Source organism: Luteimicrobium album, assembly GCF_030161555.1.
In the GTDB taxonomy this organism is placed as follows: domain Bacteria; phylum Actinomycetota; class Actinomycetes; order Actinomycetales; family Cellulomonadaceae; genus Luteimicrobium; species Luteimicrobium album.
In genome coordinates, this window is sequence record NZ_BSUK01000001.1 from 42,611 (window position 1) to 67,812 (window position 25,202).

Annotated in this window: 23 protein-coding genes and 4 pseudogenes; 13 read left to right on the top strand and 14 right to left on the bottom strand. The window is 75.0% G+C overall.

The annotated features are described in order from the left end of the window. Positions 1 to 26: 26 nt before the first annotated feature. The 4 genes from QQK45_RS00335 to QQK45_RS00350 all read right to left on the bottom strand — a co-directional run bounded on the left by QQK45_RS00335 (position 27) and on the right by QQK45_RS00350 (position 5,426). Positions 27 to 968 (bottom strand): acyl-CoA dehydrogenase family protein, encoded by a 942-nt coding sequence (locus QQK45_RS00335; RefSeq protein WP_284291228.1) that lies wholly within the window; start codon positions 966 to 968, stop codon positions 27 to 29. Beyond that, the gene (locus tag QQK45_RS00340; protein ID WP_284291231.1) at positions 917 to 1,204 is read right to left on the bottom strand and encodes a hypothetical protein; all 288 of its coding nucleotides are present in this window, start codon (positions 1,202 to 1,204) and stop codon (positions 917 to 919) included. The genes QQK45_RS00335 and QQK45_RS00340 overlap by 52 nt, the downstream gene beginning before the upstream one ends. After that, positions 1,201 to 4,368 carry a 3-phosphoshikimate 1-carboxyvinyltransferase gene (aroA, locus tag QQK45_RS00345; RefSeq protein ID WP_284291233.1) on the bottom strand — a complete coding sequence of 1,056 codons (3,168 nt, stop codon included), beginning with the start codon at positions 4,366 to 4,368 and terminating at the stop codon, positions 1,201 to 1,203. Before aroA ends, QQK45_RS00340 begins: the two co-directional genes overlap by 4 nt. Before the next feature lie 230 nt (positions 4,369 to 4,598). Next, positions 4,599 to 5,426, bottom strand: coding sequence for a S1C family serine protease (locus tag QQK45_RS00350; RefSeq protein WP_284291235.1), 828 nt, complete (start codon positions 5,424 to 5,426; stop codon positions 4,599 to 4,601). A gap of 582 nt (positions 5,427 to 6,008) precedes the next feature. Between QQK45_RS00350 and QQK45_RS00355 the strand changes: the two genes are divergently transcribed. Beyond that, on the top strand, positions 6,009 to 7,247 hold the full coding sequence (locus tag QQK45_RS00355; RefSeq protein ID WP_284291237.1) for a pyridoxal phosphate-dependent aminotransferase: 1,239 nt from the start codon (positions 6,009 to 6,011) through the stop codon (positions 7,245 to 7,247). Between the two features lie 3 nt (positions 7,248 to 7,250). Here the strand turns inward: QQK45_RS00355 and QQK45_RS00360 are convergent, their stop codons facing one another. After that, the gene (locus QQK45_RS00360) at positions 7,251 to 7,868 is read right to left on the bottom strand and encodes a LysE/ArgO family amino acid transporter (protein ID WP_431310312.1); all 618 of its coding nucleotides are present in this window, start codon (positions 7,866 to 7,868) and stop codon (positions 7,251 to 7,253) included. 92 nt (positions 7,869 to 7,960) lie between these two features. Here QQK45_RS00360 and QQK45_RS00365 point away from each other — a divergent pair, with 92 nt between their 5' ends. Further along, the gene (locus QQK45_RS00365) at positions 7,961 to 8,884 is read left to right on the top strand and encodes a LysR family transcriptional regulator ArgP (RefSeq protein WP_284291239.1); all 924 of its coding nucleotides are present in this window, start codon (positions 7,961 to 7,963) and stop codon (positions 8,882 to 8,884) included. A gap of 7 nt (positions 8,885 to 8,891) precedes the next feature. On the opposite strand, the gene QQK45_RS00370 is transcribed toward QQK45_RS00365, so the two are convergent. Next, positions 8,892 to 10,085 carry a multidrug effflux MFS transporter gene (locus tag QQK45_RS00370; protein WP_284294882.1) on the bottom strand — a complete coding sequence of 398 codons (1,194 nt, stop codon included), beginning with the start codon at positions 10,083 to 10,085 and terminating at the stop codon, positions 8,892 to 8,894. 255 nt (positions 10,086 to 10,340) lie between these two features. On the opposite strand from QQK45_RS00370, the gene QQK45_RS00375 reads away from it, so the two are divergent. The 4 genes from QQK45_RS00375 (at position 10,341) to QQK45_RS00390 (ending at position 13,805) form a co-directional block, all read left to right on the top strand. Further along, positions 10,341 to 11,096, top strand: coding sequence for an SOS response-associated peptidase (locus tag QQK45_RS00375; RefSeq protein ID WP_284291241.1), 756 nt, complete (start codon positions 10,341 to 10,343; stop codon positions 11,094 to 11,096). Positions 11,097 to 11,271: 175 nt separating this feature from the next. Then, positions 11,272 to 11,541 (top strand): metal-sensitive transcriptional regulator, encoded by a 270-nt coding sequence (locus QQK45_RS00380; RefSeq protein WP_284291243.1) that lies wholly within the window; start codon positions 11,272 to 11,274, stop codon positions 11,539 to 11,541. Between the two features lie 74 nt (positions 11,542 to 11,615). Next, on the top strand, positions 11,616 to 11,777 hold the full coding sequence (locus QQK45_RS00385) for a DUF8730 family Cys-rich protein (protein ID WP_284291245.1): 162 nt from the start codon (positions 11,616 to 11,618) through the stop codon (positions 11,775 to 11,777). Between the two features lie 180 nt (positions 11,778 to 11,957). Further along, positions 11,958 to 13,805 (top strand): HNH endonuclease signature motif containing protein, encoded by a 1,848-nt coding sequence (locus QQK45_RS00390; protein ID WP_284291247.1) that lies wholly within the window; start codon positions 11,958 to 11,960, stop codon positions 13,803 to 13,805. A gap of 71 nt (positions 13,806 to 13,876) precedes the next feature. Here QQK45_RS00390 and QQK45_RS00395 read toward each other — a convergent pair whose 3' ends face one another. The 4 genes from QQK45_RS00395 to QQK45_RS00410 form a co-directional block, all read right to left on the bottom strand. Then, positions 13,877 to 14,137 (bottom strand): MazG nucleotide pyrophosphohydrolase domain-containing protein, encoded by a 261-nt coding sequence (locus tag QQK45_RS00395; protein WP_284291250.1) that lies wholly within the window; start codon positions 14,135 to 14,137, stop codon positions 13,877 to 13,879. A gap of 106 nt (positions 14,138 to 14,243) precedes the next feature. Further along, positions 14,244 to 14,714, bottom strand: coding sequence for an adenylate/guanylate cyclase domain-containing protein (locus QQK45_RS00400; protein ID WP_284294883.1), 471 nt, complete (start codon positions 14,712 to 14,714; stop codon positions 14,244 to 14,246). Continuing rightward, the gene (locus QQK45_RS00405) at positions 14,597 to 15,343 is read right to left on the bottom strand and encodes a hypothetical protein (RefSeq protein ID WP_284295140.1); all 747 of its coding nucleotides are present in this window, start codon (positions 15,341 to 15,343) and stop codon (positions 14,597 to 14,599) included. The genes QQK45_RS00400 and QQK45_RS00405 overlap by 118 nt, the downstream gene beginning before the upstream one ends. Further along, a complete protein-coding gene (locus QQK45_RS00410) occupies positions 15,294 to 16,211 on the bottom strand; it encodes a biotin--[acetyl-CoA-carboxylase] ligase (RefSeq protein WP_284291254.1) in 918 nt (305 codons plus the stop codon). The genes QQK45_RS00405 and QQK45_RS00410 overlap by 50 nt, the downstream gene beginning before the upstream one ends. A gap of 150 nt (positions 16,212 to 16,361) precedes the next feature. Here QQK45_RS00410 and QQK45_RS00415 point away from each other — a divergent pair. The 4 genes and pseudogenes from QQK45_RS00415 (at position 16,362) to QQK45_RS22770 (ending at position 19,621) form a co-directional block, all read left to right on the top strand. Further along, a pseudogene (locus tag QQK45_RS00415) lies at positions 16,362 to 17,985 on the top strand (acyl-CoA carboxylase subunit beta). 221 nt (positions 17,986 to 18,206) lie between these two features. Then, on the top strand, positions 18,207 to 18,530 hold the full coding sequence (locus tag QQK45_RS22765; protein ID WP_431310203.1) for a hypothetical protein: 324 nt from the start codon (positions 18,207 to 18,209) through the stop codon (positions 18,528 to 18,530). Continuing rightward, on the top strand, positions 18,517 to 18,798 hold the full coding sequence (locus QQK45_RS00420) for an acyl-CoA carboxylase epsilon subunit (protein WP_284294884.1): 282 nt from the start codon (positions 18,517 to 18,519) through the stop codon (positions 18,796 to 18,798). The genes QQK45_RS22765 and QQK45_RS00420 overlap by 14 nt, the downstream gene beginning before the upstream one ends. 430 nt (positions 18,799 to 19,228) lie before the next feature. After that, entirely contained in the window at positions 19,229 to 19,621 is a 393-nt protein-coding gene (locus QQK45_RS22770; protein ID WP_431310204.1) for a hypothetical protein, read from the top strand. Here the strand turns inward: QQK45_RS22770 and QQK45_RS00425 are convergent. Then, positions 19,549 to 19,773, bottom strand: a pseudogene (locus QQK45_RS00425) (MerR family transcriptional regulator); the annotation flags it as partial. The gene QQK45_RS22770 and the pseudogene QQK45_RS00425 sit on opposite strands and share 73 nt — an antisense overlap. A gap of 31 nt (positions 19,774 to 19,804) precedes the next feature. Further along, positions 19,805 to 21,268: an MFS transporter gene (locus tag QQK45_RS00430; RefSeq protein WP_284291256.1), complete on the bottom strand. Its 1,464-nt coding sequence runs from the start codon at positions 21,266 to 21,268 to the stop codon at positions 19,805 to 19,807. A gap of 125 nt (positions 21,269 to 21,393) precedes the next feature. On the opposite strand from QQK45_RS00430, the pseudogene QQK45_RS21655 reads away from it, so the two are divergent. The 3 genes and pseudogenes from QQK45_RS21655 to QQK45_RS21665 all read left to right on the top strand — a co-directional run. Then, a pseudogene (locus QQK45_RS21655) lies at positions 21,394 to 22,242 on the top strand (glycosyltransferase family 2 protein); the annotation flags it as partial. Beyond that, positions 22,215 to 22,556, top strand: coding sequence for a hypothetical protein (locus QQK45_RS21660; protein WP_348525097.1), 342 nt, complete (start codon positions 22,215 to 22,217; stop codon positions 22,554 to 22,556). The pseudogene QQK45_RS21655 and the gene QQK45_RS21660, both read left to right, overlap by 28 nt. A gap of 29 nt (positions 22,557 to 22,585) precedes the next feature. After that, positions 22,586 to 23,620, top strand: a pseudogene (locus tag QQK45_RS21665) (DUF6716 putative glycosyltransferase); the annotation flags it as partial. 320 nt (positions 23,621 to 23,940) lie between these two features. On the opposite strand, the gene QQK45_RS00440 reads toward QQK45_RS21665, so the two are convergent. After that, a complete protein-coding gene (locus QQK45_RS00440) occupies positions 23,941 to 24,729 on the bottom strand; it encodes a putative protein N(5)-glutamine methyltransferase (protein WP_284291258.1) in 789 nt (262 codons plus the stop codon). Next, the gene (locus QQK45_RS00445) at positions 24,726 to 25,196 is read right to left on the bottom strand and encodes an SRPBCC family protein (protein WP_284291261.1); all 471 of its coding nucleotides are present in this window, start codon (positions 25,194 to 25,196) and stop codon (positions 24,726 to 24,728) included. The genes QQK45_RS00440 and QQK45_RS00445 overlap by 4 nt, the downstream gene beginning before the upstream one ends. Between the last annotated feature and the right edge of the window lie 6 nt (positions 25,197 to 25,202).

Consider the following 25,202-nt stretch of genomic DNA (forward strand, 5'->3'; position numbering starts at 1 on the left):
TCGGGTGGACGGGTTCGGGTGCGAGCTCAGAAGCCGGCGGTGCCGTCAAGGACGGCCCGCGCGACGACGAGCTTCTGGATCTCGTTGGTGCCCTCCTCGAACCGCTGCGCCCGCGCGTCGCGGTACACGCGCTCGATGGCGTTGCGGTGCCAGTAGCCCTGGCCGCCGTGGATCTGCAGGGCCTTGTCCGTGACGCGGGCAAGCATGTCGACGGCGACCATCTTGGACGCGCTCGACAGCGCGCCGGCGTCGGGGGCGCCGTCCTCGTAGGCGTGGGCGGCCTGCAGGACGAGCGCCCGCGCGGCCGCGATGTCGGCGTAGTTCTCCGCGAGGTAGAACTGCACGGCCTGGCGGTCGCGCAGCTTCTTGCCGAAGGTCTCGCGCCGGTTCGCGTAGTCGATCGCGAGCTCCTGGGCGCGTTCCGCGAGCCCGACGCAGCTCATCGCGACGGACACGCGCGACGGCAGCAGGAAGCCCCCGAGCGCGACCTCGAGCCCCTGGCCCTCGTCTCCGAGCCGCGCCGACACCGGCACGGGGACGTCGTGGAAGCGCAGGATCGCGTGGTCGGTCCCCCGCACGCCCATGGTGTCGGAGTCGTCAATCACCTCGGCACCCGGCAGGCCGGTGTTCGGGACGAGCAGCGCGACCGTCCCCTCGTGCCCGCGCGTACCCTCGAGGCGTGCGGCGAGCAGCCAGTAGTCGCAGCTCACGCCGAACGTGATGAGGTGCTTCTCGCCGTTCAGGTAGTACGTGTCGCCCTCGCGCCGGACGGTCGTGCGGATGTCGGCGCCCGTGCCCGCGGTGGGCTCGGTGAGCGTGAACGCGACGAGCCTGTCCCCCGCGACCGACGGCTTGACGACCTCCTCGAGCTGCCGCGGCGTCGCGTACGGCGCCATGGCGCGCCACGTCCCGTTGATCACGTGCACGAGCATCCGGATCGACGCGTGCGACCGGGAGACGATCTCCATGAGCTCGAGGTAGCGCGGGAACGAGATCCCCGGCCCCCGAGCTCGGACGGTGCCGCGAGCGACAGGTATCCACGCTCGCGCAGCTCGGCGAACAGCTCCGGCGGGACGTCGCCGGTCGCCTCGATCCGCTCGGACCACTCCTCGCCCGGTCCCGTCACCCACGCGGTGAGCTCCGCCTTGAGGTCCGCGAACGCGGCCTCGTCCAGCGCGACCGGCTTCTCGACGACGGCGCTCACGCGCGTCCTCCTTCGCTCTCGGCGACGACGAGCGCGGCAGCGCGCTCCCGCAGCACATTCTTCTGGATCTTCCCGACGGCGTTGCGCGGCAGGACGTCGACGTGCTCCAGCCGCTCCGGCCAGTAGTACTTCGACAGCCCGGCCGCCTCGAGGTACTTCTGCATCGACGTGAACCCGAGGTGCTCGTCGGCCCTCGCGGGCACGACGAACGCGCACGCCCGCTCGCCCAGCCGGGCGTCGGGCATGGCGACGATCGCGACGTCCGCGACGAGCGGGTGCTGGTAGAGGAGGTTCTCGACCTCGACGACCGGCACCTTCTCCCCGCCGCGGTTGATGACGTCCTTGACGCGGCCCGTGATGTGGAGGAACCCGTGCTCGTCGACGTGCGCGAGGTCGCCCGTGCGGTACCAGCCGTCGGGCGTGAACACGTCGGCCGTGAGGTCGGGCCGGTCGAGGTAGCCGTCGAACATGGTCGGCGAGTGCAGCTCGTAGTTCCCGTCGGTGCCGGCGGGGACCTCGCGGCCGTCGTCGTCGACGATCCGGATCCGGATTCCGGGCAGCGGCCGCCCGTCGGTGCCCCAGGCGTCCTCGGGCCGGTCACCCGGGGCAGCGAGCGTGCCGAGGCACGTCTCGGTCGTCCCGAACGCCCCGAGCATCGCCGAGCCCAGGACGTCGCTCGCGCGGCGGGCGAGCGCCCGCGGCACCGCGGCTCCCGTGGGCACGAAGATCCGCAGGGTCGACGGCGCGGGCGCACCCGCCTCGACGGCACTCACCAGGTCGGTGAGGAACGGCGTCGCCGCCTGGACGAACGTCGCGCGGCCGGCGTCCTCGCGGGCGCCGAAGACCTGGTCGAGGGCGACCTGCGCGTCCCAGTCGGGCTGGATCACCGCCGCGACGCCGAGCCGCCACGCGAGGAGCATCCCGTAGAGGAAGCCCGTCTGGTGCGCGAGCGGCGACGGGACGTAGACGCGGTCGTCGCCGGTCAGCCCGAGGTGGGCGACCTCCATCGACGTGGCCCGGGCGAGCGTCCGGTGCCGGTGCTGGACGCCCTTGGGCTCGCCGGTCGTGCCGGAGGTGAAGAGGAGCTGGCAGCCGTCGTCCGGGCGGACGACGCGGCCCGAGGCTTCGACCCGCTCCGCTGCCGCACCACCCACCGAGGCGAGCGCCGCGTCGTAGTAGCGCCACGTCCACTCCTGCGCCTGGCGGGACTCCGCGGCCTCGACCGGCAGCGGCGGCTCGCCGACGCGCGCGCCCGGGTTGCGTCGCGCCTCGGTCCGCAGGACGACGACGTGCTCGACGGACACGGGTCGCCCTGCCGCCCGAGCCTCCTCCGCCGCCTCGAGGAGCTCGAGCGGCGGTCGGCGCCGGCGGTAGGAAGTGGGGAGGAACACGACGCGCGCCCGCGACCGCTGGAGCGTCATCGACGTCTCGCGCGGGCCGAAGACCGGCATGATCGGGGTCACGACGCCGCCGACCTGCATGACCCCCAGCGCGATCGCGACGAACTCGCGCCAGTTGGGGAGCTGGAGCGCGACGGGCTCGCCGTGCTCGACGCCCAGGTCCAGCAGCAGCGCGGCGACGCGGTCGGCCTCGTCCTGCAGCTCGCGCCACGTGGTCGCCACCGGCCCGGCGACCCCGACCTCGACGACGGCGGTCGCGTCCGGGCGGGTGCGGGCCAGCTCACGCACGCGGTCGGACAGGACGAGCGGGCCGTCGTCGGGCGTCGCGTGCGCGCCCAGACCGCCCGCCTCGGCCTCCGACACCACGTCCGTCGCCGTGCCCGACGCCGTCCATTCCTCGACCTCCGAGGCCGCCTGCGCGCTGTCGACGACGGAGAGATCCAGCCCGACCGACGTCATGGCCGTGAGGAACTCGGGGTAGGAGATGCGGTACGCGTGCGGGTAGGTGAGCGTCGAGACGCCCTCCGCGCGGGTCGCCGCGACGGACAGCGCCATGAGGACGCGGTGGTCGTTGAACGACGAGAGCGGTGCGCCGCGCAGGCGTCTCCCGCCGGTGACGTGGAGCTCGTCGCCGCGCACGAGCCCCGCGTCGGCGCCGAGCCGGCCGAGCTGGAGCATCGCGCCGACCCGGTCGGACTCCTTGAGCCGGACGTGGCCGGCGTTGCGGAACCGGCTCGTCCCCTCCGCGAACGACGCCATGGCCGACAGCACGGGCAGCAGGTCCGGGATGGGGCCGCAGTCGACGTCGACCGGGCGCAGCGGCGAGCCGTCGTGCCGCACGCGCACGAAGCCCGTGGACCGGTCGCGCTCGAGCGGGACGCCCATCGCGGCGGCGAGGTCGAGGAAGTCGGCCTCGGGGTGGTCGGTGTCGGCGGCCGTCGTGGCGCGCAGGCCCCGCAGCAGCACGTCGGACGGGTGGGCCGCCGCGGCCGCGATCCCGAACGCCGCGGACCCGATGTCCGGCGGGAGCTCGTAGCGCGCGGGCGTCGGGGTCTGGTTCGCGGGGACGTGGAAGGTCAGCCAGTCGTCGGACGGCTCGACGACCAGACCGAAGTGGCGCATCATCCGCACGGTGAGCTCGACGTAGGGCCGCTCGTTGAGCGTGCCGCCCGTGACGTGGATCGTCGTGTCGTGCTCGGCGAACGGCGCCACGAGCAGGAGGCCCGACAGCCACTGCGACAGCGTGCCGGCGATGTGCGCCTCGCCGCCCCGCGGCCGGCGCGGCTGGACGGTGATGGGCGGCCGGTCGGCGTCGGACTCGAGCTCGATGCCCAGCTCGCGGAGCGCGTCGAGCAGGGCCTTGATCGGCCGGCGCCGGAAGTACTTCATGCCGGTCAAGGTGACCGGGCGGTCGGCGAGCGCCGCGAGGCCCGTCATGAAGTAGAGGGTCGTGCCCGACGACCCGACGTCGAGGATCCCGTCCTCGGCGTGCGACCCGTGGTCCACGAGGTTCCCGGCGCGCGCCGTCGAGTACGGCCCGCCGTCGACGACGTAGTCGTCGCCCACGACCTCGATCCGGGTCCCCAGGGCGCGCAGCACCCCGATCGTCCACTCGACCTGACGCGTGCGTGACACCCCCGTCACGACGCTGCGTCCCGGCGCGAGCGAGGCCAGGACCAGCGCGCGGTGCGCGTGGTACTTCGAGACGGGGACCTCGAGCTCCCCGACCACCGCGTCGTTCGTCCCCGCGACCCGTAGCTGCATCGTCGACACCCTCCGCTCTCACGTGGTGCGGACGTGACGAGCGGCCCGCGTCGGACGCGCGGCGGACGGACGGGGTGCTCCCCGTCGTCCGTCGTGGAGGTCTGGCGCGGCGTCGTCGCACGTCCAGCCTGGCTCTGCGGAGGTTACCCCTCCGTAGGCTTCGGCACCGTAGGTTGGCCGCTGGGCGGGACGCGTGTCGGGGCGCGCGGGTGCGCGGGAACCGCGGGATCTCAGTATTCGCCGCGCCCTCCGATCGTGAGGAGATCTCCGTCCGGGAGGACCACGTACGCGGTGTCGCTGACGCCCGTCGACGTCTCGCCGAGGATCTCGTGCACGACGGCGAGCGCCTCGTCGATGTCGATCGCGTAACCCTCGACGTCAGCGGTCCCGCTCGTCGCGGCGGTCGTCAGCCCGACGACCTCGCCGTCGGCGTCGAGCAGCGCGCCGCCGGAGTCGCCGGAGACGACGTCCGCGTCGACCTCGATGAGGCCGGTGAGGGTCTCGCTCGTCTCGCCGTACTCGGGCGACGTCGTGATGGTCTCGTCGAGCGCGGTGACGGTGCCGTCGGCGGCGCGCAGGACCCCGGTGCCTTCCGAGTTCCCGACGGCGGTGACGTCGTCGCCGACGGCGAGGTCGTCGTCCTCGTCGAGCGTCGCTGTCGTGAGCCCGGAGGCGTCGGCGAGCTGCAGGACGGCGACGTCGTGCGAGGTGGACTCGCCGGTGATCGTGGCCGTGTACGTCGTGCCGGTCGCGGTGTCGACGACGCGGACCTCGGTCGCGCCCTCGACGACGTGCGCGTTGGTCAGCACCTCTCCGTCCGCGCTGAGGACGATGCCCGTCCCGGCGGCCTCGGCGCGGCCACCGTCGACGATCGCCTCGACCACGACGACGCCCGCCGCCTCCGACGACGTCGCCGTGGTCTGCTCCAGCGCGGTCGAGGTGCCGGACGCGGCCCCGGACGACGAGCCCGAACCCGTGTCCGGTGCCGAGCCGGTCCCGTCCGAGCCCGTCCCGTCCGAGCCGGGGCCGGTCGCGCCGTCGGGGGCGCCGGACGGCATCTGCCCCTGGCCCCAGCCGCCCTCGCCGGTGCCGCTGCTGCCCTGGTCGGGGACGTCGCCGCCACCCGGCCAGCCGACCTGCGCTCCGGACGCGGACCCGCTGGCGGCCTGCGCGGACTGGCCGCCGCTGACGAGCGCGGTGACGCCCGCGCCGCCGATCGCGCCGACGACGAGGGCGCCGGCGACCGAGCCGGCGAGGACGCGCCGCGAGCTCCGGGCGTGCAGCGAGGGGGCGGCCGGCTCCGTCTGCTCGGCCGCGCCGACGAGAAGGCCCGGCGGGACCGCGGAGACCGCCTGCGCAGGTGCGGGCGGAGCGAAGGGGGCGTGGGTGCAGCTACCGGTACGGGCGGCGGCGGGACCGGCCCGACGCCCTCGGGCGTGCGCTCGTGCTGCTGCTCGTGGTCGTGCTCGGTGCTCATCGTGGTCCTCCTGGGTCCGGCACCGATCGGTGCCTCGATCCCTAGACCACTCCCCGGACGTGGGCCCACCGTCGGCCGCGCTCCTGCGCCCCCTGTGAGTCCCCTGCCTGCTCCCTGGGAACCTGGACGGCAGCAGGGAGCACCCGCTCGCTACGCTGCCGCCATGCCGCCCGAGACCCTGCCGTCCCCGCCCGGCCGCTGGCGCGACGTCGCCCGCGCGACCGGCCTCCTCTCCCCAGACGGCGCGGTTGCGTCGACGGTCTTCGCGGAGATGAGCGCGCTCGCGCTCCGTACCGGCGCCCTCAACCTCGGCCAGGGCTTCCCCGACGTCGACGGGCCGTCGTGGGTCCGCCGCGCCGCCGCGGACGCCATCGCACCCGACGCCGAGCGCGGCGCCAACCAGTACCCGCCCGGCCCCGGGATCCCGGCGCTTCGCGAGGCGGTCGCAGCCCACCAGGCGCGGCGCTACGACCTCCACCTCGACCCGGACACCGAGGTCCTCGTCACGACCGGCGCGACCGAGGCGATCGCGGCGGCGCTCCTGGCGCTCGTGGGCCCCGGCGACGACGTGGTGACCCTCGAGCCGTTCTACGACTCGTACGCGGCGGGGATCGCGCTGGCGGGGGCACGCCACGTCACGGTCCCGCTGGTCCCCGGCCCGGAGGGCTTCCGGCTCGACGCCGACGCTCTTCGTGCGGCCGTGACACCCCGCACCCGGGTGATCCTGCTCAACACGCCGCACAACCCGACGGGCGCGGTCCTCACGCGCGCCGAGCTGGACGCCGTGGCGGCGGTCGCGCGCGAGGCGGACGCCGTCGTCCTGACGGACGAGGTCTACGAGCACCTCACGTTCGACGGCGTCGCCCACGTCCCCCTCGCGACGCTCCCGGGCATGGCCGAGCGCACGCTGACCGTGTCGTCGTCGGGCAAGACGTTCTCGCTGACCGGTTGGAAGATCGGCTGGGTGACCGGGCCCGAGCCGCTCGTCACGGCCGTCCGGACGGTCAAGCAGTTCCTCACGTACGTGTCGGGGGCGCCGTTCCAGCCCGCGGTCGCCCTGGCGCTCGCCGACGACACCTACCCGCGCGAGCTCGCCGCCTCGCTCGCCGCCCGCCGCGACCTGTTGTGCGAGGGGCTCGAGGCGGCCGGTTTCGGCGTCGTGCGGCCGCAGGGCACGTACTTCGTGCTGGCCGACGCCGCCCCGCTCGGGTTCGACGACGGCACCGACCTGTGCCGCCGGCTCCCCGAGCTCGCGGGCGTCGTGGGCGTGCCGGTGGCGGCGTTCTGCACACCGGGCTCAGCGACTGAGCGCGCCCTGCGGTCGTGGGTGCGGTTCACGTTCGTCAAGCGTGAGGACGTGCTGCGCGACGCCGTCCGCAGGCTCGCGGCGCTCGCCGGGTAGCGCTCAGCGCGCGACGAGCGAGACCGCGACCAGCACCATGACGACGGCGATCACGCCGTCGAGCACGCGCCACGCCGTGGGCTTCGCGAAGACGGGCGCGAGGGCGCGTGCGCCGTACCCGAGCCCGGTGAACCACACCCAGCTAGCGACACACGCCCCGACCGCGAACGCCCAGCGCAACGTGCCGTGCCCGGCGGCGACCGAGCCGAGCAGGAGCACCGTGTCGAGGTAGACGTGCGGGTTGAGCCACGTGAGCGCGAGCGTCGTGAGGGCGGTGGCTCCCAGCGCCGACGGCGGCCGCTCGCTCGTCGGGTGCAACGCCCCGGGGTCGCGCCGCGGCAGCGCGCGCAGCGCCGACCGCACGCCGTAGCCCACGAGGGCAGCGGCACCCACCCAGCGCACCACCTCGAGCACCGCGCCGGACCGCGCGACGACGGCGCCGAGCCCTGCCGTCCCCGCCGCGATCAGGACCACGTCGCTCGCCGCGCAGATCACGACGACGGTCCCCACGTGCTCACGGCGCACGCCCTGCCGCAGCACGAACGCGTTCTGCGCGCCGATCGCGACGATGAGCGACAGGCCGAACGCGAGGCCGGAGAGCGCAGCGGTCACGGAGGTCACGAAGAACGACGCTAGCGGCGACAGCACCCCCGCGGGGCGTCGTCGAGGCTGAAGTACCACGATGATTCCTGCACACTCGTTAGCATCGCTTCATGGACTGGGATCTCGCGCAGCTCCGGGCTCTGGACGCCGTCGTCGGCCACGGGACCTTCGACGCGGCCGCCCGCGCGCTGCACGTGACGCCGTCGGCGGTGAGCCAGCGGATCAAGGCGCTCGAGGCGCAGGCCGGGCGGGTGCTGGTCCGCCGGAGCAAGCCGGTGGCGGCGACCGAGGACGGGCGCGAGCTGCTCCGGCTCGCCCGCGAGGTCTCCCTGCTCGTCGCCGAGGCGGAGGTCGCGCTCGCCGGGACGGGCGGCTCGGACCGCAGCGAGGGCGCCGCGCCGCGCGTCGTGCTCCCGGTCGCCATCAACGCGGACTCGCTCGCGACGTGGGCCGTGCCCGCGCTCGCCGGGCTCGGGGACGGCGTCTACGTCGACGTGCGGCGCGAGGACCAGGACCACTCGGTCGAGCTCCTGCGCGACGGCGAGGTCATGGCCGCGATCACCACGCAGGCGCGCGCGGTCCAGGGTTGCACCGTCACGACGCTCGGTGCGATGCGCTACCTGCCCGCCGCGTCGCCCGCGTTCGCGCGGCGGTGGTTCGGCTCGCGCACGGCACCGGACGTCACGCCCGACGCGCTGGCCGGCGCGCCCGTCGTGGTCTACGACCGCAAGGACGACCTGCAGGACCGGTACCTGCGCCGTCAGACGCGACGACGGATCGACCCGCCGCGGCACCACGTCCCCGGCTCGACGGCGTTCGCCCAGGCCGTGCGCCTCGGCCTCGGCTGGGGGATGCTTCCCGAGCAGCAGGCGACCGAGCTCGTCGCGCGCGGCGACCTCGTGGTGCTGGACGAGGCCGGCGCGGACGACGTCCGGCTGCACTGGCAGCAGTGGCGGGTGCGCTCGTCGGCGCTCGACGTGCTCGCGGCGTCGGTGCGCGAGACCGCGGCCCGGTCCCTTCGCCCACCGCGCTGAGGCCGGCTCAGGACGACGCCGGGACCCCCGCGTGGAAACCACCCTCGCGCCGGAACGCCGGGGTGGCGACCGCCAGCACGAGGATCGCGACGGCGATCGCGCCGAGCATGACGGAGCTCATGGCCGCGGCCGTGGCGCCGAGCACCCCCACGAGTGGGCTGACGACGCCGGCGATGCCCGTCTGGAGCGCGCCGATGACCGCCGAGGCGGTGCCCGCCATCTCGCCGTGCCGGGTGAGCGCGAGCGCCGAGGCGTTCGACGGGACCATGCCCTGCATCGCGAGAACGAGCCACAGGCCCGCGAGCACGCCCAGCAGGCCGCCGACGCCGGTGACCGCGAACGCGACGAGCCCGGCCGCGAAGACGAGCTGGACGACGAGCGCGGTGCGCAGCAGACGGATCGGCGCGATCTTGCGGACGAGCGCCGCGTTGACCTGCGCGGACGCGACGAGCGCGAGGCCGTTGACCGCGAAGAGCAGCGAGAACGCGCCCGACGACAGCCCGAAGTGCTCCTGGAACACGAACGGCGAGCCGGACACGTAGCTCATGACGACGGCCATGCCGAGCCCGGGCACGACGGCGAGGGCGAGGAACCGGCGGTCGCGGACGAGCGTCCGGTAGCCGCGCAGCGCGGCGGGGAGCCCGCCGGTGACGCGGCGCTCGACGGCGAGCGTCTCGGGCAGGGCGCGCAGCACGACCGCGCCGAGCACGACGCCCATGAGCGCGAGGACGAGGAAGATCCCGTGCCAGCTCCCCCAGCCCTCGACGAGCGAGCCGACGGTGGGTGCGAGGAGCGGCGAGAGGCCGATGACCAGCATGAGGCGCGAGAACATCCGCGCGGCCTCGGCGCCGCTGAACCGGTCGCGAATGATCGCCATGCTGGTGACGGACGCGGACGCGTTGAAGAACCCCTGGATCACGCGGAGCACGATCAGCATCGTGATGTTCGGAACCATGATCGACAGCACCGACGTCACGACGTGACCGGCGAGCCCGACGAGCAACGGCCCACGGCGGCCGAACCGGTCCGAGAGCGGGCCGATCACGAGGGTGCCGAGCGCGGCGCCGATGAGCATCGCGGACATGGTGACCTGCGCGCCGGCGTCCGTCGTGTGCAGGTCACGGGCGACGTCCGGCAGGGCCGGCAGGTACATGTCGGTCGTGAAGGCCGGCAGCGCGGAGAGCGAGCCGAGCAGGAGGATCCATGCGGCGGTCGAGCGGGGACCGGTGCGAGGGCCCGCGAGGAGCCGGGTGCGGAGGCTCGCGCGGGGCGCCGGGACGGGGGCTGCGGCGGGGCGCCCGTCGTAGTGGGAGTGAGGTCGGCGGTGGGGTTCGGATCGTCGGGGTCGTCGGCACGCGTCACGACGGCCATCATATCGAATCGTTTCGAGCCTGCCGAGTCGATTCCCGCCGGAGGATGTGACGACCGTGTGGGAGGCGTGCGCGACCATGGACTCATGTGCGGCCGCTACGCCTCCTTCCGCGAGGCACAGGACCTCGCCGACGCCTTCGCGATCGACGCCGCCCTCGTCGAGCCCGCCGTGCGCGAGCTCGCGCCGAGCTGGAACGTCGCCCCCACGCAGGACGTGCGGATCGTCGTCGAGCGCGCACCCAAGGGTGAGCCCGACGGGCCGGTCGAGCGGTCGCTCCGCCTCGCCCGGTGGGGGCTCGTCCCGAGCTGGGCCAAGGACCCGTCCGTCGGGAACCGGATGATCAACGCGCGCGTCGAGTCGCTCACCGACAAGGCGGCGTTCGCCAAGCCGTTCGCCGCCCGGCGCTGCATCGTCCCCGCGGACGGGTACTACGAGTGGAAGAAGCTCGAGCCGGCGCCGGGCTCGAGCCCCTCCGGCCGGGCGCGCGTCCCCAAGCAGCCGTACTACATCACCCCCGCCGACGACGACGTCGCCGCGCTCGCCGGGCTCTACGAGTTCTGGCGCGACCCCAGCCGGACGGCGGACGATCCCCGGCGCTGGCTCGTGTCGACGACCATCGTCACGATGCCCGCAAGCGAGGACCTCGCCTCGATCCACGACCGCATGCCGCTGGTGCTGCCCCGGTCGGCGTGGGACGCGTGGCTCGACCCGTCCGTCGGCGCCGAGGGCGCGTCGGCGCTGCTGGCTCGTACGCCCGAGCTCATGCGGTTCCGCGAGGTGTCGTCGCTGGTGAGCAACGTGAACAACGACTCCCCCGCACTGCTCGCGCCCGTCGGCTGACGGTAGGGCTGCCGCGGACGCGCTGGCGCGACCGGGCGTCGAGCACGGCACACCGCATCCCACGGACGCGATGGCGAGATACCCCCAGGGGTATGATCGACCCCGTTCCGCGACCATGCGACCTCGTCCAGCCGCGGACGATGCCCGACGCGCGCCGATCGCGAGGACCCCGACCATGACCAGCCCCGACGCCGACGCCCGGCGCAAGATCGTCAACCGCCTGCGCCGTGCGCGTGGGCAGCTCGACGCCGTCCTGGCCGCGGTCGAGGGCGACGCCCCGTGCCGCGAGGTCATCACGCAGCTCGCCGCCGTGTCGAGCGCGCTCGACCGAGCCGGTTTCGCGATCGTGTCGTCGGCGATGAAGGACTGCGTGGACGAGCCCGAGGACGGCACGGACGGGCTCACCGCCGAGGAGCTCGAGAAGCTCTTCCTCATGCTCGCCTGATGCCCGCCTGACCGCCCGCCCCCGCCGGCCGGGGCGAGCGACCCGTCCGAGCCCACCCAGGAGACGAACGAACGATGTGCTACCCGATCACCTGCTCGACCTGCGGAAAGACCACCTGGACCGGGTGCGGCCAGCACGTCGACGACGTCCGCCGCGACGTGCCCGCGGACCAGTGGTGCGACGGCCACCCCGACGCACCGAAGGACACGTTCTTCGCCCGCCTCCGGCGACGCTGAGCCCTCCCGGCGCTTCGGGCGCTCAGAACGGCGCACCGCCTGGCGCCGCGAGCCGGACGAGAGTGCGGCCCGGAGCGCGCAGGACGCGGGCCACGCCGACCGTCGCGAGCGTGCGAGATCGCGCCCACGGGACTGCCGGGAGGCTGGTCAGCGCTGCGGCCGACTGTTAGAATCGAACACATGTTCGACTCCGGTGGTGGCGGTGTGCCCAGCGATGAGTCGCTGGACGGTGCGCAGATCTGCGCACGTGCCGACGTCGCCGGCCCGTCGGTCCTGGAGCTCGCGTTCGCGCACCTCGTCGCGCGGCTGCTGGAGGTGCCGTCCACGGGCCGCGAGCCCGCTCCCGGCGACGCACTGACGGTCGCAGCGGGCGCCAGCGCGGAGACGAACGGCGACGCTGGCACGCTCGTGGGGTCGGTGCCCCCGCCCGAGGCGATGATCGCGACGGCTGCCGAGCCGCTCGGCGGCACGGGACTCGCGACGGGCGCGCCCGCTCGGGCCGAAGCCTGGGCGGCGCTAGACCTCGCGGGGGCGCCGGACGACGTCCTGGTCGACGCGATCGTGGGGTGGCAGCAGGTGGTCTCGTGGGCGGCGGCCGAGCAGGCCCGGGTGGTCGGGGAGCTGTTGGCCCGGGGCGGGTCCTCGTCGCGAGCGGCGGACGCGGTCGTGCACGAGCTCACGGCTGCGCTGGTGACGTCGCGGCGCACCGCGACGGCCCTCGTCGGCCGAGCGGCCGGGCTGGGCCGGGCACCCGAGGTAGCCGACGCCCTGGCCGGCGGGTGGATCGACACCGCCCGCGCGGACGTCCTGGTCTCCTACGACGCGGTCCCGGTCGCGGTGCGTGAACGGGTCGCAGCCGACCTGGTTGGCACCGCGGACGCGCCGGGCCCCGCGATCGGGCTGACCCCGGCCCAGCTGCGTGAGCGGCTGCGCCGGGCCGCGATCGAGGCCGACCCGGGTGCCGCGAGCGTGCGGGCGCAGGCCGCGGCCGCGGATCGCCGGCACGTGTGGATCGACCCCGCACCGGACCAGATGGCCTGGCTGACCGCGCTCCTTCCCGCGGCGGATGCCGCCCGCGTCTGGGCACGGGTCGAGGACCTCTCACGTACCGCGGTCTGCGCCCCGGGCGAGACCCGGACCCTGGCCCAGGCCCGCGCCGACACCCTCACCGACCTCGTCACCGGCACGACCGGCACCGAGACGACGACCCAAGACGGCGCAGCGCAGACCACCATGACCGGCAGCGATGTCCCCGGCAGCGATATCCCCGCCACCGGTGCGACCGGTTCGGTCGGTTCCATCGGCTCAGGGGCGGTCCGGACGGTCGTGAACGTGACGGTCGCAGCCACGACCCTGCTCGGGCTCGATGAGTCCCCGGCCGTCCTGGCCGGGTACGGCCCGGTCCCCGCCGCGGTGGCCCGGGTCCTGGCCGCGGGCGGCGACGCGACCTGGCGCCGGATCCTGACCGACCCCGCCACCGGCGTCGCCACCGACGTGTCCCGCACCGCCTACCGGCCCGGCGTGGTGCTCGGGGACCTGGTCCGCACCCGCGACGCCACATGCACGTTCCCCGGCTGCCCCGTCCCCGCGACCCGGTGCGACCTGGACCACCTCGACCCGTTCGACCCCGCCCGCCCCACCGCCGGGCAGACCCGCGCCGACAACCTGCACCCCGTGTGCCGGGCCCACCACAACGCCAAGACCCACGGCGGATGGACCACCAGCCGCGACCCCGACAACACGATCACCTGGACCGCGCCCTCCGGACACCGCTACACCACCCCGGCCCGACCCACCGACCCCACCCTGCCCACCGGCCCCACCCGACACGGGCCACCACCCGCTCCAGAGGCGCCGCCTGCGACACAGCTGCCGCCGCGCACCCCACCGCACCAGGCGCGACCGACAGCAGCAACGCCGTCGAGACCCACAGCACCGGCAGCGCCATCGACCGCCAGACCGCGGTCGGGATCAAGGCCGTCGCGTCCCGAGACCACCACGCGCGACGACGGCGACCCACCCTTCTGACTCACCCTCCGAGGGCGAGTCCTTCTGAGCACCCACGGTTCCTGAGCGCCCATGGGTTCGCCGTCTTCGCGTCAGACGCTCGGGCCGCGACCGTCCGCCGTCGCCCGCTGCTCGTCGCCGGCCCGCTCGAGTCGTTCGGTGAGCGATCGCATCGTCCGTTCGAACGCGTCCTCGAGGTCCACGCCGTAGGCGTCGGCGAGCACGCACAGCGACCACAGGCAGTCGGCGAGCTCGTGGGCGACAGCCTCGTCGAGGTCCTCGCGCGGCCGCACGCCGGCCTTGCCGAGAGCGTGCTTCGCGAGGTCCCCGACGTCGCCGACGAAGCCGCGCACGAGCTCCTCCGCCGTCCCGGTGCGACGGTGTGGCGGGTGTGTTCACGGGCGTCGTCGAACCGCTGCACCGCGCGGGCGGTGCGCTGGATCTCGCAGAGCTCCTCGCTCAGCCCCGGTACGCCCGCTGCAGCTGTACGGGCTCGATCATCCCCAGCCCCTGCACCTCCACGCCGGGCCGCGCGGTGAGGGCGAACCGCGCGTCGTCGGCGAGGAGGCCGGCGGTGCCGCGATCGACGAGCACCGTGCCGGGGTCGGCGATGTCGACGAGCCGGGCGGCGAGGTTGACGCTCGGCCCGAACACGTCGCCGAACCGCGCGAGCACCCGCCCCCAGACGAGGCTGACGCGCACGGGCACGCCGTGCTCGCCGCGCGTCGCGGGCGCCTCCGCGAGCCCGAGCGCTACCTCGGCGCCGGTCGCGACGTCGTCGGCGACGTAGAGCACGGCGTCGCCGATGGTCTTCACGACGCGCGCGCCGGCGGCCGCGATGACGTCACGCGCGCCCGACTCGAAGTCCTGCACGAAGTGGGCGAGCTCGATCGACTCGAACCCGGCGGTCCGCTTGGTGAAGTCGACGATGTCGGCGAACCCGACGGCGCGGGCGAGCCGGAGCTCTCCCTGCCCGGCGCCCCCTCTTCGCGTGCGTGGGAGAACTCGACGGCGTATCGCCCGGCGTAGGCGGCGAGCTGGCGCCGCCACGCGTGGGTGAGCTGACGTTCGAGCACGGGCGCGATGCCGGGCAGCCGGTCGAGGAGCTCGAGGCGCGCCGCCACGGGCTCGTAGCCCTGCAGCTCGACGAGGTCGCCGACGAGCGCCTCCGCCTGCCAGAGGACGAGGCGGTCCATGGTGTGGCCGGTCGACCGCAGGAGCGTGGTCACGGTGCTCTCGTCGAGGTGCTGCGCCTCGGCGAGCTCGAGGATCTCGCGCAGGGCGCGCACGTCCTCGGCGGTGAAGATCCGTTCGTCCTCGTCGACGGCGGGGAGCCCGAGCGCCCGCCAGGCCTCGTGGACGAACTCGACGCCGGTGCCCAGCTCGCGGGCGACCTCGGCCGCGGTGCGGGCCGCGGGACCGCCGAGGAGCTCGTCGTCGAGGCCTGGTCCGGGGTCGCCCCGTCCGGTGTCCCGGCGACGTCGCCGTGCGGGTCCCGATCGTCCGTCGTCACCCGCCCAGGGTAGCGGCGCCGCCCGCCCGGACGTGGCGTACGTCACCGGAGACGACGGCGTGCTCGGTGCCGTCGTCGGCCCTGACCAGCAGCTCGCCGTCGGCACCCAGCCCGTACGCGTCGCCGTCGAGGCTCGTCCCGTCGACGAGGTCGACCGCGACCCTCGAGCCGACCGTGACGCACACGTCCGCCACGGCGTCGGCGAGCGCCGCGTCGCCCGTCCCGTCGTCACCCGGCAGCCGGGCGGTGCGGGCGTCCCCGGCAGCGGCGCGCCACACGTCGAGGATCCGCACGAGCTCGCCGACCTGGGCGACGAGCAGCGTGGCACGGTCCGTGGTCGCAGCCCCCGACAGCGCGAGCGACGTCGCGCTCGGTACGGGCAGCTCGTCCGCGGCCTGGGTCACGTTCACCCCGACGCCGACGACGGCCCGCCCGTCCGCGAGCACCTCGACGAGGATCCCCACGGCTTTGCGGTACGGACCCCAGCCGGCGACGTCGACGCCGTCGACTGCGGGCAGGAGCACGTCGTTGGGCCACTTGAGGACGGCTGCGAGCGACGTCGTCGACCGCAGCGCACGCACGACCGCGAGGCCCGCGAGCAGCGGGAGCCACAGCAGCCGGTCACCGGGCACACCCGGATCGACCAGCAACGACGACGTCAGTGCGGCGCGTGCCGGCGTCTCCCAGGTCCGGCCGGCGCGGCCCTTCCCGGCGGTCTGGTGGTCGGCGGCGAGGAGCGCGGGCGCCGGCCAGGCGCCGGGCGTGCGGGAGGCGGCGGCCACGAGGTCCACGTTCGTCGAGGCGGACGTCGCCACCACGTCGAGGCGGGCCAGCGGGCCGTGCGGCGTCAGGAGGGCGGACGCGAGGGCGTCGGCGTCGAGCGCGGGACGAGCGGCGGCGGGAGCGTCGGTCATGCGACCAGTCTGCGACCCGGTACGACCGTGTGCCCTCGCAGCGTGCGCCCCGCGCCACGGCCCACCCTTGTCGACTTCCTCCAAAGCCTCCCGCGGAGCCCGCGCGTCGTCCCCGTCGAGTTGGCGGCAGCCACCAACTAGGCTCGCAGGGTGACTCAGGACCCAGCCGCGACCGTCGACGCGGCCATCGCTCCCGCCCGCCCGACCGGCACCGCGGCCAAGCTCGCGGACCTCGCCGAGCGCCGTCGGGCCGCCGTTGAGCAGCCCGAGGAGAACGCCCGGACCAAGCAGCACGCACGGGGAAGAAGTCGGCGCGCGAGCGCATCGAGGCGCTCCTCGACGAGGGCAGCTTCGTCGAGCTCGACGCGTACGCGACGCACCGGTCGGTGAACTTCGGCCTCGACAAGAAGAAGGTCGCGGGCGACGGCGTCGTCACCGGGTACGGGACGATCGACGGCCGCCAGGTGTGCGTGTACAGCCAGGACTTCACCGTCTTCGGCGGGAGCCTCGGCGAGGTGCACGGCCAGAAGATCACCAAGGTGCAGGACCTCGCGGTGCGCACGGGCGTCCCGATCATCGGCATCTCCGACGGCGGCGGCGCGCGCATCCAGGAGGGCGTCGCGGCGCTCACGCAGTTCGCCGAGATCTTCCGGCGCAACGTCGCGGCGTCGGGCGTGATCCCGCAGATCTCCCTGATCCTCGGCCCGAGCGCGGGCGGCGCGGTGTACTCACCGGCGCTCACGGACTTCGTCGTGATGGCCGACAAGACGTCCCACATGTTCATCACGGGCCCGGACGTCATCCGCGCCGTGACCGGCGAGGACGTCGGCTTCGAGGAGCTCGGCGGCGGCCAGACGCACAACGAGCGCTCCGGCGTCGCGCACTACCTGGGCGCGGACGAGGACGACGCGATCGACTACGTCCGCCACCTCGTCGGCTACCTGCCGCAGAACAACCTCGCGGACCCGCCGCAGTGGATCCCCGACGACGTGCCCCTCGAGGTCACGGACGAGGACCTCGAGCTCGACACCCTGATCCCGGACTCCGACTCGCAGCCGTACGACATGCGGACCGTGATCGAGCACGTGCTCGACGACGGCGACTTCTTCGAGGTCCAGCCGCTGTTCGCGAAGAACGTCCTCGTCGGCTTCGGTCACGTCGAGGGGCAGAGCGTCGGGGTCGTCGCGAACCAGCCCCTCGCGATGGCGGGCACGCTCGACATCAACGCCGCCGAGAAGGCCGCCCGCTTCGTGCGCACGTGCGACGCGTTCAACATCCCGGTGGTGACGCTCGTCGACGTCCCGGGCTTCCTGCCCGGCACGGACCAGGAGTGGAACGGCATCATCCGCCGCGGCGCGAAGCTCATCTACGCGTACGGCGAGGCGACCGTCCCGCTGGTCACCGTGATCACGCGCAAGGCGTACGGCGGCGCGTACATCGTCATGGCGTCCAAGCAGCTCGGCGCCGACGTGAACCTCGCCTGGCCGACGGCGCAGATCGCCGTCATGGGCGCGTCGGGCGCGGTGAACATCCTCCACCGGCGGACGCTGGCCGACGCCGCGGAGGCGGGCAAGGACGTCGAGGCGGAGCGCCTGCGCCTCGTCGACGACTACGAGGAGGCGATCGTCAACCCGTGGGACGCGGCCGCGCGCGGCTACGTGGACGGCGTGATCGCGCCGTCCGAGACGCGCGTGCAGGTCGTCCGGGCATTGCGGGCCCTGCGCACCAAGCGGGCGAGCCTGCCCCCAAGAAGCACGGGAACATCCCCCTGTGAGGAGGGTCCGATGAGCGACCACGATGACATCACCCACGGCCCCGCCCCCTCGGCGCGGTCGACGCGACGCCCCTGCACGACGCCGTCGACGAGCTCGCGCGCGCCCTGCACGAGTACGTGGACACGGCCGTCGGTGTGCGCGCGGAGTTCGGGGCGGCGGAGGCCGACGAGGACCCCGGATCCTCGCGCTCGAGACCCGCATCGCGACGCACAACGCGCACGTGTTCGACGCGCTCCACGAGACGCTCGGCATGCACCCCGACCTCACGACGCTGACGTGGGGCGAGGACGAGGCGGCCGAGCACGACCACGAGCACGCGGAGGGCGAGGCCGAGGAGGCGGAGGTCTTCTACCTCGGCTTCGTCGTCACTCCCCCGACGCGCCCCACGGACTCCTCGATGGGCACCGTGATCGACCTGCTCGACGAGGCCGGCGAGGAGACCGTGACGAAGCTCGTCGACGCGGGCTTCGACGTCGTCGAGTGGGCGGCGTCCCGCGGCGAGCCCGGCCTGTTCGACGACGAGGACGACGATGACGAGTCCTGACGGCACGGGCGAAGCCCCGGAGGCCGCGACGGCCGCCGCGCAGGTCCGGGTCGTCCGCGGCGCCCCCGACGAGATCGAGGTCGCGGCGCTCGTCGCCGGGCTGGCGGCCGCGGCGGCCGGGCTGACCGTCCCCGCGGACGCAGCACCCGTCGACGAGTGGGTCAACCGCACGCGCACGATGCGCGGGAACGGCGGGACGGCCAAGAGCTTCGGCGGGCGCGCGGGCCGGCACAACGCCGACGCGTGGCGCTGGAGCCTGCGCTCGTAGCGCGTGCGTCGGAGGGTGGCCGAGGTCAGGCGGCGCGCGTCCGGAAGACGGGCCAGGCGACCTCCGTGCGGTGCCGTCCCACGTCGGGCGTGTGGACCGCGGACACCACGAACGTCTCCTGATCGGCCCGTCGACGCCGAGCGCGCGACGTGCGACGTAGCTGCCGAGCGCCCCGTACGTCCAGTCGATGTCCGCGCACGTGCCGCGGTGCACCATGACCGCGACCTCCGTCTCGCGCAGGCGCACCGGTCGGACCTCGACGGACCCGTCGCCCGTGTCCGCGAGCGCCGCGAGGGCGTCCGGCGCGGGCCGCTCGGCCACGGGCACGTACGCGACGAGCGTGCCCTGCTCGCGCTCGAACAGGTCCGGGTAGAACAGGGCCCCGTGCACGCCGGACTGCTCGGCGCCGACCGCCTGGACGGCCGCGTCGATGGCCGCGTACGCGGGGGCGGTCCACCCGGCCATCGCGAGCGAGAGGCGGGTGCGGGCCGCGAGCGCCCACGTCGCGGGCTCGAGCCGGAACTCGACCTCGCCGCCCGCCGCGTCGGTCGTGTCGGCGTCGAGCAGGTGGTCGAAGGTCCGTCCGGACGCGGGCGCGCCGCCGTCGGGCGAGGTGTCGATCCCGAGCAGCGCCCGGAGGGTGTCGACGGCGCCGCGCACCTCGTCGAGCTGCTTCTCCATGCGGTCGAGGTGCTCGCCGATGCGGACGGTGCGCTCGGTGACGTCGTCGGTGCCGACGACGGACCGCACCTCCTCGAGCGGCATCCCGAGCGCGCGCAGCCGGCGCACGACCTGGGCGAGCGGCACCTGGGTGACGCTGTAGCTGCGGTACCCGGTCACGTCGTCGACGTGGTGGGGCACGAGCACGCCCTGGGCGTCGTAGTGGCGCAGCGCCTTCACGGTGAGATGGGTCATGCGCGAGAACTCGCCGATCGTCACGAGCCCGCTCCGCGGGCCCCGTCCGCTGCCGGCCATCCGTGCTCCCCCGTCCCGTCCTGTCCTGCCGTCACGCGTCCGCCTGCGACCTCGCGACGACCGCCGCCAGCAGACCGACGGCGGCGAGCGCGACGGCGCCGACGATGGCGAGCACGACGAGGCTCGCGCCGAACGCGTGGGCCACGGTCCCACCCGCGGCCCCGAGGACACCGTAGAAGACGACACCGACGACGGCGACGCCCACGCTGTTCCCGGCCTGCTGCGCCGTCTGCAGGGCACCCGACACGGACCCCGCCTGCCGGGGGTCGGCGTGCGCGAGGACCTGCGCCGTCAGGGGCACGATGCACAGCCCCTGCCCCGCCCCCGCGAGCAGGAGCCCGGGGACCAGGGCGGCGACCGTGGCACCCGTGCCGTGGGGCGCCGCCGCCAGGGCGAGGCCGAGCGCGCCGTACCCGGCGAGGATCGCGGCGAGACCCACCACGATGACGCGGCGCCCGTGGCGGACGGCGAGGCCCGGTGCCCGGAAGGACGTCGCGAGGTAGCCGACGGCGAGGACCCCGAACACGAGCCCGGCGTCGAGCGGTGCGAGGCCCAGGCCGTCCTGGAGGTAGAGCGCGAGCACGAAGTAGAAGGACGCCTGGCCGCACCAGTAGACGAGCTGCGCGACGAGGCCGAGCGACATCGACGGCCGGCGGAGCAGCGACGGCGGGAGCAGCGGCTGCCCGCCGCGCCGCTCGACGCGGTCCCCGTGCCGGTAGGTCACCGTCCCGAGGACGGGCACGAGGGCGAGGCTCACCCAGGTCCAGAGGGGCCAGCCGGCCTCGCGGCCCTCCACGAGGGGCAGCACGAGCAGGACCATGGTGAGCGCGCCGAGGACCATCCCCGCGACGTCGAGGCGCCCGGACCGCGTGCCGCGGGTGGCGGGGACGAGCCGCGGCGTCAGCGCGAGCGCGAGGACCCCCACGGGGACGTTCACGGCGAAGATCGCGCGCCAGCCCAGGCCGGCGACGTCCGCGGCGATGAGGGCTCCGCCCACGAGCTGGCCGCCCGCGGCCGCGACGCCCAGCACGGCGCCGTACCAGGCGAGCGCCCGGGCGCGCGCCGCGCCGGCGAAGCTCACGCCCACGATCGACAGGACGCTCGTGCCGATGAACGCGGCACCGACGCCCTGCACGACGCGCGAGACGACGAGCACCGTCGCGCCGGGGGCCGCCGCGCACACGAAGGACGCCGCGGTGAAGACCGTCAGGCCGACGACGAACCCGCGGCGGTGGCCGACGTGGTCGCCGAGCCGCCCCGCGAGGAGCTGGGTGGCGGCCATCGCGAGCGCGAACCCGGCGACGACCCACACGATCGCGCTCGGGCCGGCGTCGAGCTCGGCCGCGAGAGACGGCAGCGCGACGTTCACCCCGAAGAAGTCGAGGACGACGAGGAACGTCCCGGCGAGCAGCACGGGGAGGGCGCGCCACGGCGGCGCGGGCAGTCGTCCGGTGTCGTCGGTGGACAGGTCGGTACGTGCTCCGGTGGTGGTCATGGCTCTGTTCTCGACCCTCCCCCGAGGGGAGGGTCAAGCAGGTCGTCGCCCGTTCACCCAGCGTTCCCCGCGCGTCCGTCCGGGCGCCGACCGCCCGGCACCGGGCGTCCCTACCGTCACCGGTGATGACCGAGCTCGCCACGACCCGTGCGGCGCCCGACGGCGCCGACCGGGCCGGCGCCGCCACCACCGGTGCCGCTACCACCGGCCCTGCGAGGCGCCCCCGGCGCGAGCGCGACCCGGCGCGCACGCCGCCGCACGTCGTGGCGGTCGCGGTCGTGCGCGACGAGGAGCGCTACCTGCGCACCGCCGTCGACGCAGTCCTCGACCAGACCTGGACGGGCCCCCTCGACGTCGTCCTCGCGGTCGGGCCGTCGCACGACCGGACCCGCGAGATCGCCGACGAGCTCGCTGCGCGCGACCCGCGCGTCCACGTCGTCGACAACCCGTCGGGCTCCCGCAGCGAAGGGCTCAACCTCGCGGTCGAGCGGGTCGCGGCGATGCCCACGTCCGACGACGCCGACATCATCGTCCGGTTCGACGGCCACGCGGTGCTCCCCGTCGGCTACGTGCGGCAGGCGGTGCGGGTCATGGAACGGACGGGCGCGGACGTCGTCGGCGGGATGATGGTCCCCGTCGGCCGCACCCCGTTCCAGAGCGCCGTCGCCCGGGCGATGGCGCACCCGGCGGGCATCGGCGCGACCTCGTTCCACACGGGCGGCGAGGCCGGCCCGGCACAGACCGTCTACCTCGGGGTGTTCCGCCGCACGTCGCTCGAGCGGGTCGGAGGGTACGACCCGACGCTCGTGCGCGCCGAGGACTGGGACCTCAACCGCCGGATCCGCGCGGGCGGCGGGCTCGTCTGGTTCGACCCCGGGCTGCAGGTCGTCTACCACCCGCGCCGCACCGTGCGGGACCTCGCGCGCCAGTTCTGGCGCACCGGGATGTGGCGCCGGGAGATCGTCCGCCGGCACCCGACGACGGCGTCCCTGCGCTACCTCGCACCCCCGGCCCTGGTCCTGGGGCTGGTCGCGTCGCTGGTGCTCGGCGTCGTCGGGCTCGTGGACGCCCTCGTCCCCCGGCGCCCACCGCCTGGCTCGGGCTCGCCCTGCTCGCGCCCCTGCTGTACGCGCTCGTCGTCCTCACCGCGAGCGCCCATGCGGGCCTGCGCGAGCCGCCGGCGGTCAAGCTCCGGCTGCCCGTGGTCCTCGTCGTCATGCACGTCGCGTGGGGCGTCGGGTTCCTGCGCGGGGTGTCGCGGCACGCGAGGACGGAGCACCGGACGTGAAGGAGGACGAACGTGGTGGAGAACACCGGATGGAGGCGAGCTCAGTGACGAACCGCCCGGCCACGGCCCTGCTGCTGGTGGCCTACGACTCGCAGCTCCGGTGGGCCGCCACCGTGGGGGCGGAGCTGGCCGCGCGCGGCTGGGAGTGCCGGTACGCGGCGCCGTCGGACGTGCGGAGCTTCGTCACGCCCGAGCTCGAGCGCGACCTCGGGGTCGACGTCGAGCGGGCGCCGTGGGCCGCGCTGGTCCGCCGCGCGGCCGGGGCGGGCGCGCTCGTCCTCGCGCTGCAGGGGCCGCTCACGTCGCGGTTCGTCCAGGACGTCGCGGCGGGCACGGACCCGGCGGGCACGGACCCGGCGGACAGCGACCCGTCCGTGGCGCGTCCCGTCGTCGTGACGGGCTGGGTCGGGGTGATCGTCGAGAAGCTCGTCGCGGGGTACCTCGAGCGTTTCGCGTCGGACGTCGTCGCGGTGAACTCGCGCGAGGACCTGCGGACGTTCCAGGCCGCCGGCGCCCAGCTCGGGCTGCCGACCGACAACCTCGTGCTCTCGGGCCTGCCCCTGCTGCCGGGGCAGCCCGCCTCTCCCCGCCGCGGGCCGGTGCGCACGGTCCTGTTCGCCGACCAGCCGGCCGTCCCGGCGTCGCGCGCGGACCGCGACTACCTGTACGGGCGGCTCGTCGAGCACGCCCGCCGGCACCCCGAGCGCCGGGTGCTGGTCAAGCCGCGGCACCGGCCGGACGAGGACCCGTTCCGGACCGTCCGCCACCACCCCGCCGAGCTCCTAGGCGGCGTCGACCTGCCGCCGAACCTCGAGATCATGTACGAGCCGTTCCCGGAGCTGCTGCGGTCCGCCGACGTGGTCCTGACCGTGTCGTCGACGGCGGGGCTGGAGGCGGTGGGCGCCGGGGTCCGGACCGTGTTCGTCGCGGACCTCGGCGTCCACGAGAGCCTCGGCAACCACGTGCTGCTGCCGTCGGGTCTCGTGCGGACCCTCGACGTCCTCGACGGACCGGACGCGGAGCTGCCCGAGCCCGACCCCGCGTGGCTGCGGGACTGGTTCGTCGGCGACGACGACCCCCGCCCGCCGGCCCGGCGCATCGTCGACCGGGTCGTCGAGCTCGCGGCCGTGCCCCCGGCGAGCGCCCGCTCGCGCGCACGACGGCGACCCCGGCGTTCCGTGCCCGGGTCGCCGTGGCGGGACACCCGCCGGGTCCGACGGCAGACGCCGTGCGGGCGGCGGGCGAACGCGCCGTGCGGACCGTGCAGTGGCGCCAGGGCGTCCGTGGCCGGGTGCTGCTCGCGTGCCACGCGGTGCTCCCCAGCGGGTGGCAGGACTGGCCGCTGGTCGACCGGCTCCGGCGGGCCTGACGGGCCGGACGGCGCTCAGGCGGGACTGCGCCCGACGACGACGGTCGCGTCGCGCTCGTCGTCGCGGACGACCCGGACGTCCGCGAGCCCCGCGGCACGGAACGCGCCGGCGCTCGCCGCGGCCTGGCGCTCGGAGGTCTCGATCAGCACGGCCCCGCCCGGTCCGAGCCACGCGGGGGCGTCCGCGAGGATCCGTCGCTGGACGTCGAGCCCGTCGGCCCCGCCGTCGAGCGCGACCGCGTCCTCGAAGAGGCGCGCCTCGGGCGGCATCGTCGCGATCGCCTCCGTCGGGACGTAGGGCGCGTTCGCGGCGAGGACGTCGACGGCGCCACGGATCGCGTCGTCGAGGGCGTCGAACAGGTCGCCCGCCGTCACCCGGGCCTGCGGCAGGTTCCTCCGGGCGACCTCCACGGCGGCGCGGTCGACGTCGGCCGCGTGCACCTGAGCCCCGGGGACCCGCGCGGCGACCACCGCGCCCACCGCACCGACGCCGCAGCACAGGTCCACGACGACGGGCGCACGGCCCCCACGCTCGACGTCGGCGGCGAGGAGCGCGGCCTCGTCGGCGAGCAGCGCCGTCCGCTGTCGTGGGACGAACACGCCCGGCGCGACCGCCAGGCGCAGGCCGTCGAAGTCGACGCGCCCGACGACCAGCTCGAGGGGCTCGCCCGCGACCCGCCGGGCGGCCAGCGCGTCGAGCAGGGCCTCGGACCCGGCGGCCGCCTCGACCAGCACCGCGGCCTCCTCCTCCGCGAACACGCAGCCTGCGGCGCGGAGGCGCTCGACGAGCGCGTCGGACGTCATGCCTCGTTCTCGGCGAGCTCCGCGAGGCGGTCCACCGACGCTTGGAGCCGGTCGGACGTCGTCGAGCGGGCCCGGACGAGGCGCTTGGTGTCGGTGAGCCGCGTCCAGTCGTACGTGTGGGTGACGGTCGTCGCGCCCGGGCCCGCGGGCTCGAGCTCCCAGCGCCACAGCTGGCCGATGGGCTCACCGCCCGGCTCGGCCGGCATCCAGGCGACCCGGCGCCCCTCCTCGAGCTCCACGACGTGGTTCTCACGGGCCGCACCCGTCGTGAGGCCCATGACGAACACGTCGCCCACCTGCCGCACCCGCTGACCCGGGGCCGCCTCGGCGAGGTTGTCGTTGCCGTCCCAGCGCGGCTGCTGCGCGGGGTCGGCGATGAGCTCGAAGATCACGTCGGCCGGTGCGCTCACGGTCCGGCTCGCGGAGACGACGCGGGGCGCCTGGTCGCGGGGGTTCTCGTCGGTCATGGACGC